The 11,591-nt window shown below is 62.6% G+C and carries 10 protein-coding genes and 1 pseudogene; 6 read left to right on the top strand and 5 right to left on the bottom strand.

The genetic code is table 11. From position 1 onward, the window contains the following. From QZY06_RS10525 to QZY06_RS10505, 5 genes are all read right to left on the bottom strand, one after another. The coding region (locus tag QZY06_RS10525; protein WP_295683838.1) for an efflux RND transporter permease subunit at positions 1 to 1,563 on the bottom strand (1,563 nt) is incomplete at its 3' end. A gap of 36 nt (positions 1,564 to 1,599) precedes the next feature. Then, positions 1,600 to 2,640: an efflux RND transporter periplasmic adaptor subunit gene (locus tag QZY06_RS10520; protein ID WP_295683835.1), complete on the bottom strand. Its 1,041-nt coding sequence runs from the start codon at positions 2,638 to 2,640 to the stop codon at positions 1,600 to 1,602. Between the two features lie 95 nt (positions 2,641 to 2,735). Continuing rightward, positions 2,736 to 4,268 carry an OmpP1/FadL family transporter gene (locus tag QZY06_RS10515; RefSeq protein ID WP_295683833.1) on the bottom strand — a complete coding sequence of 511 codons (1,533 nt, stop codon included), beginning with the start codon at positions 4,266 to 4,268 and terminating at the stop codon, positions 2,736 to 2,738. Beyond that, the gene (locus tag QZY06_RS10510) at positions 4,265 to 4,753 is read right to left on the bottom strand and encodes a MarR family winged helix-turn-helix transcriptional regulator (protein ID WP_295683830.1); all 489 of its coding nucleotides are present in this window, start codon (positions 4,751 to 4,753) and stop codon (positions 4,265 to 4,267) included. The genes QZY06_RS10515 and QZY06_RS10510 overlap by 4 nt, the downstream gene beginning before the upstream one ends. A gap of 438 nt (positions 4,754 to 5,191) precedes the next feature. After that, positions 5,192 to 5,443, bottom strand: a complete 252-nt coding sequence (locus QZY06_RS10505) for a helix-turn-helix transcriptional regulator (RefSeq protein ID WP_295683827.1) — start codon at positions 5,441 to 5,443, stop codon at positions 5,192 to 5,194. A gap of 216 nt (positions 5,444 to 5,659) precedes the next feature. On the opposite strand from QZY06_RS10505, the gene QZY06_RS10500 reads away from it, so the two are divergent. From QZY06_RS10500 to QZY06_RS10475, 6 genes and pseudogenes are all read left to right on the top strand, one after another. After that, positions 5,660 to 6,013, top strand: a complete 354-nt coding sequence (locus QZY06_RS10500; RefSeq protein ID WP_295683825.1) for a hypothetical protein — start codon at positions 5,660 to 5,662, stop codon at positions 6,011 to 6,013. Further along, on the top strand, positions 6,010 to 6,357 hold the full coding sequence (locus QZY06_RS10495) for a hypothetical protein (RefSeq protein WP_295683821.1): 348 nt from the start codon (positions 6,010 to 6,012) through the stop codon (positions 6,355 to 6,357). The genes QZY06_RS10500 and QZY06_RS10495 overlap by 4 nt, the downstream gene beginning before the upstream one ends. 1,265 nt (positions 6,358 to 7,622) lie before the next feature. Then, the gene (locus tag QZY06_RS10490; RefSeq protein ID WP_295683818.1) at positions 7,623 to 9,431 is read left to right on the top strand and encodes a TolC family protein; all 1,809 of its coding nucleotides are present in this window, start codon (positions 7,623 to 7,625) and stop codon (positions 9,429 to 9,431) included. A gap of 46 nt (positions 9,432 to 9,477) precedes the next feature. After that, positions 9,478 to 9,798, top strand: coding sequence for a hypothetical protein (locus QZY06_RS10485; protein ID WP_295683815.1), 321 nt, complete (start codon positions 9,478 to 9,480; stop codon positions 9,796 to 9,798). Positions 9,799 to 9,956: 158 nt separating this feature from the next. Then, entirely contained in the window at positions 9,957 to 11,300 is a 1,344-nt protein-coding gene (locus QZY06_RS10480; protein ID WP_367275612.1) for a multicopper oxidase family protein, read from the top strand. A gap of 17 nt (positions 11,301 to 11,317) precedes the next feature. Beyond that, a pseudogene (locus QZY06_RS10475) lies at positions 11,318 to 11,591 on the top strand (cytochrome c); the annotation flags it as partial.

The following is an 11,591-nucleotide window of genomic DNA, read 5'->3' as shown; positions in this document are numbered from 1 at the left end:
AGCCGGCGCGCCCTGTCCCTGATGCAGCCAGCGATTGCAGGCCCAGGGCACCACCACGTAGGCCACCACCAGCGACGCCCCGATCGCAACCGGCACGTTGAAGGCGATCGGGTGAAAGAACGCGCCATTCATGCCGGACAGGATGTTCAGCGACGCGAACACCAGGATGATGGTAATTGTCGCGATGGTGGTCGGCTTGCCGATTTCGTTGGTGGCCAGCACGGCGACGGCGCTGCGGTCGTCGTTACCCATCTCGTAATGGCGATGGATGTTTTCCATCACCACGATGGCGTCGTCGACCAGCATGCCCAGCGCCAGAATCAGGGCGAACAGCGAAATGCGGTTGATGGTCACGCCGAGCAACATGTCCACGGCCAAGGTCAAGCCGAGCACCAGTGGCACCACCAGGCAGACGATCATGGCCTGGCGGATGCCGAGGAATGGCACCAGAACCAGCAGTACCGAACTGATCGCGATGGTCAGGTCGAAGATCAGGCTGTTGACCGTGTGATCCGCATCGCGGCCGTCGTTGCGAGTGGTCACCACGCTGACGTCGGCCGGGACGAACTGGGCCTGCATCTTCGCCACCATCGCCAGGATTTTTCGGCTGACGGCAACTGCGTTGGTATTCGGCTTCTTGGCCACCGACAGAGTGACCGATGCCATTTCGCCGCTAGTGCTCGCGTTGCCGTGACGCGGATCGCCAGGCCCGAAGCTGAACCGGGTGATCTGATCGCGCTCGGTGGCCGGTCCATCGACCACTTCGGCGATGTCATCAAGGTAGATCAACTGGCCCTTGTGTACCTGCAGGGGCAAATGGCGCACCTCTTCCAGCGAATTCAGCTGGCCCTTCAGGTAGACGGTCTGATTCCTGCCACCGTCGACCAGCTGGCCGACGATGGCGGAAACATTGCTGGCCGAGATCATCGCCACGCCGTCGTTCAGGGTCAGACCGTAGGCCTGCAGCCGTGCCGGATCGAGGTTGACGCGGAGTTCGCGCGTGCGGCCGCCGAGAAGTTCGGCCACCGACACCTGCTCGATGGTGTTCAGACGCTCAGCCATCCGCTCGGCCAGTCGCCGCAGCGCGTAGTCGTCGTAGGTATTGGATGCCAGCGTGACGGTGACGATCGCGACATTGTCGACATCGATCTGCTGGATCACCGGATCCAACGTGGTCGCCGGCAGACGATGACGGTTGGCGGCGATCCGCTGGCTGAACCGGGTGATCGCCTGGTCCTTGTCGACCCCGACATGGAACTGCACCTGGATCTGGCCCATGCCGGCAGTGGCGATCGTCGAGGTATGGTCGACGCCTTCGATCTCGCGCACCACCGCTTCCATCGGCGCAATGATCAGGTGCTCGATCTCGGTTGGCGTGGCACCCGGCAGATAGAAGGCGACCTGCGCTCCCGGCACCAGAATCTGCGGATTCTCCTCGCGCGGCGTGATCAGGCCGGCGAACGTGCCCAGCAGCAATACGGCGACCACGAACAGGGGCGTCAGCTTGGAGTCAACGAAGATCCTGGCAACCCGTCCTGCAGAATTCAGCTGACTCTCAGACATGGTGCGCACGCCTCGGTGCTGCGCTGGGCGTGGCGCTCACCGGGACGGCCCGGCTGCTGCGGTGATCCGGTCGCCGTCCCGCATGCGGCTGGTCGGCGCACTGACAATCCGCTCGCCTTCGTCGAGCCCGGCCAGCACGAGCTGCGCGTCGCCGACTTGGTGCCCAGTCCGCAACCAGCGGAAATGCAGATGGTCGTCGTCATCGACGACATAGACGCCGCTCAGACCGCCGCGATCAATCAGTGCCACCGACGGAATCGCGATCTCTGGATGCTCGCCGACCTGGAACTCGCTGCGGCCGAACATCCCCGGCGTCAGTCCCGGCGTCGTTGGAAGTGCGATCTTGACCTCGAAGCCGCGGGTCACGGCGCTGCCGGACGACACCACACGTAACACCTCGCCGGTCAGCGTCTGACCGAGTGCATCGATAGTGATCTTCACGGGATCACCGACATGCACGCCGACGACCCGCTGTTCGGCAACCTGAGTGGCGAACAGCAACGCGGTATCGGATTCAACTGTGACCAGCGGTACACCGGGCGCCGCAACCGTGCCCACCCGCCCCTGCCGGGCGACCACGACGCCGGCAACGGGGCTGAGGATGCTGGTGTACTGCCGCTCGGCCTGTCCGCGTGCCAGTACCGCTTCTGCGGCTGCCAGACTTTCGGTGGCCGCCTGCAATTGCAGGCGCGTCTTGCGCACGTGGGTGGTGGTCACCACGCCGCCAGCGAACAGGCTTTCGCTGGTTTCCAGATCCTTTTCGGCGTCCTTCTTCAGCGCGGCGGACTGGTCCCGATTGGCGAGCGCCGCGCGGATGCTGGCGTCGACATCCTTGCTATCGAGCGTCGCCAGCCGTTGACCCCGCTGGACCCGTTCGCCTTCGCGCACCTCGATGCTGCGCACATAGGCGGCAATCCGCGAAGTGATGTCGACGCGCTCGTCAGACACCACGCTGCCGGTGCTGGTGTAGACCGCAGGCAGCTCGCGTCGCAGCACCACTTCGGTTCCGACATCGAAATGCTGTGCGGCAGGCGCTTCAACGGGCTTCGGGTCCTTGCTGCATGCAGCGAGGAGCAAGGCCGCTGATACGGTGAGCAAGGTACGGCCAAGTGAGTGGGGCATTGTCGGTTAAGAAGGCCTGGAAAGAACGGCGTTGAAGACGGGGGCGCAGCTCAGTCAAACGTCCAGGCCAGCCCGAACTGCGACTGCCAGACGCTCAGATGAGCGTCGATCACCTGGTCATTCGGGTCTTCGTCGACCCGGAATCCCACCAGCGTCCCGTTGTGCAACACGGTGGGTGTGGCGTTGCTGAAGACATTGCGAACCCGCATGTGATTTGCCACCGAATAGATCAGCGCCCAATTCAGGCTCAGCCGCTGCGACCAGCGCCAGGACAGACCGACACTGGCGTGCTGATCAGTGATGGCCGGCGCGAATACCGCCGGCAGCGCCTGATCGGCAATCAGCGGGTTGCCGCCGAAGCTGTAACCGGCCCGATAGCTCAGTCGCCCACGGCGGCCCTGATAACCGAACTTGTAGACGGTCACGCTCTGCCAGCCGAAGCCCGGCCCGTCGGCGCTGCCGAGACAGCCGTCCAGTGCCGGCGGATTGGGCAATGATCGGCCGATCAGCCGGGGCACGAAACAGGTATCGGTGAACCGTTGCGGGTCAACGGTATTGGCGAGCGGCCGGATACTGCTGTAAGCGATGTGCTCGATATCGAACAGCAGACGCTGCTCCGGAGCCACACGAATTTGCAGGCCGACATTGAGGGTCGGCGCGAAGTCCAGCGAACCGCCGATGATTGCTCCGCTGTAGCGATTGAAGGTCGAGGTATAGATGCGAGACTGATAGGCCAGCCCGATGCCGACAATCGGCAGCGCTTCCCAAAGCACGCCGACTCGAATCCCGCCACCGTAGGAAAAGTCATTGCCGTTATCGGTGGCACGGTCCGGCTCATTGGAAAAGGCGGCAAAGGCCCCTAGGCCTTTCACTTTTAGTAGCTGCAGCGCAACTACCGGTGCCACGCCAATCGACAGAGTGGGGCTTATCCGGTAAGCGCCATGTCCGGAAATCAGTACCTGCATCAATCCGACGCCCAGCTTGTCCTGCGAGCGCCCGCACAGACGCAGCAAATCGGTAGCCACGCTCAAAGGCTGACCGCCGCCGAACGTGCCATTACAGCGGGCCTCGAAGCCAGGAACGCCCCGTGCCAAGGTCGCCGTGCTGCCGCTGGATTCAGTCGCGAGTCCGGAGGCCGTCAAACCCCAACCGGCCGCGAATTGATCATTGATCCGCCAGTTCCGTGCGAACGACGGCACCGGGAATACGCCGGTCACCGATGTTGATTGTCCCGGTGCCAGATCGATCAATCCGAACGGCGAATTGGCCCCGAGATCACTGGCCCGGAATCCGCCATCGGGAATCGCGGCCCCTAAATCGAATGAGCGACTGTTCGGCAACCATGCGCCAGCCGCCGGGTTGCGCAAGGTCGCTGATGCGTCCTCCACCATCGCCGTTCCGGCACCGGCCATCCCGAGTTGCACGGTGCCATTGCCCGGCGCGTTCATGCCGTTCGCCGACCGGGCGGGTGCGCTCGTGACGATCAACAGAATCATTACGAAAAATCGGCTTGCGTTGCCGTTGCAGGCTGCATCCGATCGTGCGCGGCAACCACTCAAGGGAGGGCTGCCGATGGTGTTCATGCGGCGCCGCCTGCCATCGCTTCGGCCTTGTCTAGCGATGCCACGATGGCGCGCAACAGTCGCTCGAACGTGGCCTTGTCCTTGGCCGAAATTCCGGCCAGTGCGGCGCTGACAATCGGCGAGAGCCGCCCGGCGTAGCCCTGAACGACCGAGGTACCCAGTTTGGTGATGAAGACGTGCCGTCGCCGACCATCCCGGGAATCCAGCCTGATGTCGATCAGTCCTTCGCCGCGCAGCACTTCTAGGATGCGCGTCATGTTGGCCGCGGCCTGGCCGACCTGCGTGCACAGCGCCGTCGGGGTCGTGCCTTCGACGCCAGCCGCCATAACGATGATCAGCGTGTGGTACGAGCTTTCAGTCAGCCCGGCGGAGCGCAGCACGGGGTCAACGCAGGCCGTAATGCCCTGACTCGCCACCCGTAGCAGGCGCATTAGCAGGACATCCTGTGCGGACAATTCGGGCGCACCCAACTGCCAACTGGACATGCTCGCATCGACAGATTTCAGCCGATCATTAGTATTCATTACGTCAATGCTACACCGATGTAATAAAAATCAACTCGATAGTTCTCATGTCAGTTCAGTTCTGCGGGTGTGAGCGAGTGCGAACGAAGACACGATGTGATCGACTTGCTGGCCTACATTCGATAATGCCCCAGCAACTTTTGTCGCAGATCCCTGGATTGCCACTCAAAATGAGCCAGCTGTGGCCAGGCCAAAATGCGCCACCGATGCTTAGCGGCAAAATGCGCCGGGTGGCCACCGATGTCCTGAATCGAGGGTGACTGCCAGAACGGACCAAGGTGGCCATCGGCGCACCATGCGAATTCTCCTTGCATCCTCGGTGGCCGCCCGGCGCATTTCGGACCGCGCAGATGGTGAAGGGCCGTTCTAGGTTGCGGTCGCTGGCACGATCCCGACAGCCTATTTCGGCAACGCTTTGCCGGTTCTGGCGACTAAAACATCAGCCGCCACGCCTAGTTGCCGTGACAGCGCAAATATCGTGCTGAGTGTCGGCTGGCGTTCCCCGCGCTCAAGGAGGGACACGTAGGTGCGATCAATCCCGCAAGCCAGCCCCAAGGCTTCCTGTGATATGCCGGCCTGCGCACGGGCGGCTCTGAGCACATCGCCGAACGCGATCGCAACAGGGTTGCGCTTCTGAGAGTTAGCCGCCATCGGGCGACAGTGGCTCTCCGACGACTATTGATCTACGGACTATAGTCTGAGATTCTAGGCGGATACCTGAACCGATTAGGTTCCGTAGTCATCTGTATGCGGGCGGCAAGGTAAGTTTCTCGACGCACAGCGGACAGTCCGAATTGCGAGAGAAGTACGGCGGGTGCGTGCTTCGTGAACTTTTGACAGGACTGAGGGCAGCGCGTGTGTTTTCGATTGACGTATGAGGATTCCGAGATTTGCCTGGCTCTCCCCTTCGAGGGGCACATCGAAGAGCGCCTGCTGCAGGTAATAGGCAAGGCCGAGCCACAAGTAGCTGACGAGCGGGGCCGGAATGATCTGGCGCGGCGCATTGTCGATTTGGTGACTGCCTTGCTCGAAGGCGAACTGCTTCCGCCAACCGAGAAGCAACTCAAATATGCGGTCGCGATCGCCCGAGAACTGTCTCTAGAGCTGCCAGCCGAGGTGCTGCAGTACCGCGAGACCATGAAGGCGTTTCTCGGCGCCCACGCCGAGCATTATCGTCGGCGCAAGGGCTATCCGGGACCCGCTGCAGCGTTCCGGTCATGAGCGAGGAGTCTCCGGAAGAGGTCGCGGTGCGAGTCAGCATCGCGCTCAGCGGCGAGGCGGCCAGCGATTACGGCTCGGGGTTTATCGACAAGGAATATCCCGAAATCGTTTGGTCCATGTACGGCCTGCCAGACACCAATGAGATCGCCGTCATCGCCGAAGTCGGATCTCTGCAACTTGGAATGGCGCATGTTTCTGCCTTGTTATGGCCCGCGATGATCGACCGCGTCTTCGGCATAGACGTCGATGATCAGCGCCTAGCCCTTCGGCTATCCAAGGAGCTGTGGGACGCCCATTCCGAGCGGTTCGTCGCGGAGGCTTTGCGGGTTCGTCGCGCCTCGTAACCTGCGGGGCAGAACACGTTGAGCGACAGCTGACTGTCTACGGAATGCTGGCCGGTCCACCCGCTGGCAAGGTCTGCCTGCACGCAATCCTGTTCCATACGCGTTCTTTCTCATACGTCGTGAGCAGTGATTGTCGTGACATGTAATCACGGCTTTGCGAAGTCGTTGCGCAGCCATTGTCATTGGCCGTGATCGCGACTCGGTAGCGGGCTTATGGGGGTAGTCCACGCTGTCGACCTGGGTCATCTTTGTGCCCTGCTTTGTGTGAATCTTCTTGGGCGCACCGTGTATCGAGCAGCTCAGCGGTACGCATCGGATTTCGGCCGCGCTCAACGGGATAGCGGCGGAGAAAGGCAGTTCTACCTCACCAAGTGGAGATGTGGGGGACAGAGGTCCAGCAGGTGCTTCGCTTGATCGTCGGCAGTTGCGCAGAAAACTTGATGCCACCGCTTGACTCTGGACTACGGTCCAAGGTTAACAATCTCGACTGCAAGTCGATTGGCCTATCTGCCAAGTGCTTGTGCAAGTGCCGCAGCCATTTATTTATGTCGTTGCACACCCCGCCGATTTCGGTTCAGACTATCGCTATGTCCTTGCTTCGCACCTTGCTGACCGTGTTGCTGGCCTTGAGCTTTTCGCTCCAGGCAGCCGGTGGGATGGCCCGAGGCAAGTGCGATCACACGCCGCGGATTTCGCTTCACGGGGCGGCCAGCCAGTCGGCTGATGACCCGCACAAGGGCCATCACATGGCCGGTCACGTCATGCCTGACGACGGTGCTGCAAAGGCTCCGACAAAAAATGGCTCCGGCTGCACCTGCGACTGCTCGTGCCAGATCGGTCATTGCGCCAGCCATGGCACGACTTCTGTGGCGCGATCATCACATTTCGCGTTGGCGGGTTCAGGCAACGGTGTTCGCTTGCCTGTGATCGTCGTCCGTCTGACCGCAGCACATGGGTCAGGTCTGTTGCGTCCACCCAGTATCGCCTGATGTGAAGCCGCAGTCGGCGGCGACGGGCTTCCGTTGCCGCTCGACGCCTCGCTCACCGGGTTCTCCCTAGTTTTTCTGGAGCCCCGTCGTCAGGTTGGTCTGGAGGTTCTTGTGTTTTCCATTCGATTTTCCGTGTCCGCGAGCCTGCTCGCGCTGACGCTGGCTGGCTGTACCAGCCTTCCCGCAGACTGGGGACGCCCTGAAGTTGCGAAGCTCACGGCCGACCGCGGCCGGGCGCTTCCGCAGCCCTCAGACATCGCAACATTCAACCGCGAGTTGCTCGAAAAACCGCTGACCGCCACCGCTGCTGTGCAACTGGCGCTGGTTAATAACCCGTCGGTCCGTGCCGAAACCGCACGGCTGGGCTTCGCGGCAGCAGATGTCTACGAAGCGGGCCGCCTCGCCAATCCGGTGTTCTCGTTCGCGCTGCTGACGCCGGGGCCACCCGATGCGGTCGCGCGTCAGATCACGCTCGGCGTTGCCGTCAGCTTCATCGACCTGCTGTTTCTGCCGGCCCGCCAACGCTATGCCGACACCCAGTTCGAAGCCGCGAAGCTGTCGGTCGGTTCCGTCGCCATCAATCTGGCCGCCGACACCGAGCGTGCCTGGTACCAAGCTGTCGGTGCCCAGCAGCTTGCCGTGATGCGGGAAACCGTCTCGAAGGCGGCACGCGCTTCGGCTGATCTAGCTCAGCGCTTTGTCGATGCCGGCACCCTGCCCAAGCGCGAGCTGGCGCTGGAACAGGCCGCCGCCAGTCAGGCCTACCTAGATTTAATCGGCGCTCAGGCAAAAGCTGTCGAAGCGCGGTCGGCGCTCAATCGCCTGATGGGACTTTCGACGGTTGACGACCGCTGGGTACTCGATGCCCGGCTGGCCGAGCCGCTGGTCGATGAAGACTCGACCGACGAACTGCTGAAGCTCGCGGTCGACGGGCGACTCGATGTTGCAGCAGCCGACAAGCGCGCTGCGGCATTCGCCGGCCGCTACCGGCTGGAGCGCCATTCCCGCCTGGTCGACAACATCCAGATCGGCTACCAGCAGCAGAAGGATTACGACGGCAGCGTCAACGACGGCCCAACACTGTCACTCGGCATCCCGATCTTCAACTGGGGCAGCGGTCGGGTCGTTGCTGCGCAAGCGCAGCTTCAGCAGGCGGAAGCCGAACTCGACAGCCTGGTGCTTGATCGTGCCAACGACATCAAGCTGGCTCAGGCGCAGGTCATGGCGGCCAAGGCACGGGCTACCGGCTACCGGACGCAGCTGATCCCGCAGCGCGAAGAAGTCGTCGCCCGGATGCAGCAGGAGGTGAACTTCATGTTCATCGGCATCTTTGAACTGCTGGTCGCCAAGCAGCAGGAGTACGACGCCTACGCGGGCTATCTGGAATCGGTACGCGACTACTGGATGGCCCGTACTGAGCTGGCCCGCGCTGTCGGTCGGAACCTTCCGAGCAGCGCCCAGACGGGGCAGCCGGTGCTCGATCCGGTCCAGCTGATCGTCCCCAAGGGCGGCGGCATGGATCACAACCAGCACTCGATGGGTGGCATGTCGAAGGACATGCCGGGTATGGACGGCATGAAGGGCATGGACCACTCCCAGATGGGAAAGCCAGCCACCCCCGAGGCGGCGCCCGCTTCGAGCAATCCCCACGCCGGCCACAACATGGGCGGCATGGCCGGGAAGGAGCCGCCTGCCGAAAAGATGCCCGGCATGGACATGAAGGACATGCCTGGCATGAAGGGTATGGACCACTCCCAGATGGGAAAGCCAGCCACTCCCGAAGCAGCGCCGGCTTCGAGCAATCCCCACGCCGGCCATGACATGGGCGGCATGGAGATGAAAACGGAAGCACCGCCGGACTGTGCGGCGATGAAGAAGATGAACCTTTCCAAGCTCGACCCGACGGTCGTCAAAGCGATGCGCGAGCAATGCAAGGGCTCAGGAAAAGCCGGTAGCGCAGCCCCTGTCAGCCCCGATCCGCATGCCGGCCACGACATGAAAGACATGCCGATGAAAGGCATGGATCACGGCACCCCGAACAACAGCGAACCGGCAGCCACACCGGAGACCTCGCATGAGCACTGAAGCTTTCATCCCTGGCGCATCGCGCCGATCCCACTGGAGTTTTGCCATGAACCACAGCACCCGCTTTCTCTCGATCCTCGCGCTGAGCGTCTCGATGCCGCTCGCCTATGCCCATGACCCCAAGGAGCACGCCAAGGAAGCGGCGGCAGCCAAGGCGGCCCCTGACTGCGCGGCGATGAAGGACATGGATCACTCAAAGATGGACCCGAAGGACCCGGTCATGAAAGCCATGATGGCCAAGTGCAGCGGCGCGATGAACCACGACGACATGAAGGGCATGGAAGGCATGGACCACTCGAAGATGCCGATGCCGGCCAGCCCGGCCGCGCCCGCCGCCCCGGCGCCTGACGCCCACGGGAGTCACTGATGGACGAGACCACTCCCAAGCGGCTCACGCGACGCCACCTGCTGCAGCTTGCGGGAGGCGCCGGCCTGATGGCCGGCGCGCCTCGCCTAGCCCAGGCACAGCATGAAGGCCATGACATGTCGGCCATGGCCGGTATGAAGATGCCGGCGGCTGAAGCGATGCCGGCCGCCGCCGAGCCGCCGCCAACCGCCCTGCGCCGTCATCCGCAGGGCTATCTGCCGGTGCGCACGCTGAACGGCTGGACGCTGCCCTACAAGCTCAACGGCGGCGTCAAGGAATTCCACCTGGTTGCTGAAGAGATCGAGCACGAATTCGCGCCCGGCTCGCGGGCGATCTGCTGGGGCTACAACGGCACCACGCCGGGGCCGACGATCGAAGTGGTCGAAGGCGACCGCGTGCGGATCTTCGTCACCAACACGCTCAAGGAATGGACCAGCGTCCACTGGCACGGCATCGACTTGCCGAGCGGCTACGACGGCGTTGGTGGGCTGAATCAGCCGCACATCAATCCCGGTGAAACCTTCGTTTACGAGTTCACGCTGAAGCAGCACGGCACCCACATGTATCACCCGCACGCCGACGAAATGACCCAGATGGCTTTCGGCATGATGGGGCTGTTCATCATTCACCCGAAGGCCGGTGAAGAAGTGACGATCGACCGGGACTACGCCTTCCTGCTGCATAACTGGGCGCTGCATCCCGGCACCTATCGCCCTGACCCGGCGGTGATGCAGGACTTCGATCTGTGGACCTTCAACAGCAAGGTATTCCCAGCGATCGAGAATCTCGTCATGCGAACCGGCGAGCGGATGCGGATTCGCATGGGCAATCTGTCGATGTGGAATCACCCGATCCACCTGCACAGCAATCCGTTCTGGGTCACCGGCAGCGACGGCGGACGCTGGCCGCGTAATCAATGGCGGCGAGAAGTGACCGAGATCGTCGGCGTTGGCCAGATGCGCGACATCGAATTCGTCGCCACCGAACCCGGTGACTGGGCGTTCCATTGCCACATGGCACATCACACAATGGGGCCGATGGGCCATGTCGTGCCGAACACGGCCGGTGTCGATCAGAGCGGCGTTGAAGCTGACATCCGCCAGATGCTGCCGGGCTATGCCGCGATGGGTGCCAATGGCATGGCCGAACACGCCGGTCATGTGTCGATGGGGCTTCAGGGGCCAGAAAACACCTTGCCGATGATGACTGGCGAAGGCCAGTTCGGGCCGATCGAGATGGGCGGCATGTTCACGGTGGTCAAGGTCCGCGATGGCCAGAAGCCCGGCGATTTCACCGATCCCGGCTGGTATCGCTTTCCGAAGGACAAGATCGCGCGCGTGGTCAGCAAGGACCCGAACTTCGGCTGCCCCGAACGCCGGCAGCCCTATGTGAAGTCGACCTCCGGCCCGTTGGCGCGGCCGACTGTTCCCAAGGCTGAATCGATGCCAGGCATGGATCACTCGTCCATGCCCGGGATGGATCACTCGAAGCACGGGCAATGAGCCGGAGGAAATAAGCCATGAAGACTGTCAAAACGCTGCTCGTCGTTGCTGTGCTTGGTGGTCTGGCGGGGCTCGGCGTCTTGTACTCGGGTTTGTATCCGATGGGCGCCGACGTGCCGCATAACCGCCTGACCTACTGGGCACTGGAAACCCTGCGCGAGCGCTCCATCGCCCGCGCGATCCGCGACATCGAAGTGCCGCCGCTCGACGACTCGGGGTTGTTGCTCGCCGGGGGTGAGGACTACAACGAGATGTGTACGGACTGCCATCTGAAGCCGGGCAAGACCGAGT

The organism is uncultured Nevskia sp., assembly GCF_903885465.1.
Lineage (GTDB): Bacteria > Pseudomonadota > Gammaproteobacteria > Nevskiales > Nevskiaceae > Nevskia.
This window is presented reverse-complemented; position numbering and strand designations above follow the sequence as displayed.

Bases quoted from the DNA above. Each gene is read 5' to 3' on its own strand.
- QZY06_RS10515 (WP_295683833.1), bottom strand. From the start codon at position 4,268: ATGAACACCATCGGCAGCCCTCCCTTGAGTGGTTGCCGCGCACGATCG.
- QZY06_RS10510 (WP_295683830.1), bottom strand. From the start codon at position 4,753: ATGTCCAGTTGGCAGTTGGGTGCGCCCGAATTGTCCGCACAGGATGTC.
- QZY06_RS10495 (WP_295683821.1), top strand. From the start codon at position 6,010: ATGAGCGAGGAGTCTCCGGAAGAGGTCGCGGTGCGAGTCAGCATCGCG.
- QZY06_RS10480 (WP_367275612.1), top strand. From the start codon at position 9,957: ATGCCGGCCGCCGCCGAGCCGCCGCCAACCGCCCTGCGCCGTCATCCG.
- QZY06_RS10485 (WP_295683815.1), top strand. From the start codon at position 9,478: ATGAACCACAGCACCCGCTTTCTCTCGATCCTCGCGCTGAGCGTCTCG.
- QZY06_RS10505 (WP_295683827.1), bottom strand. From the start codon at position 5,443: ATGGCGGCTAACTCTCAGAAGCGCAACCCTGTTGCGATCGCGTTCGGC.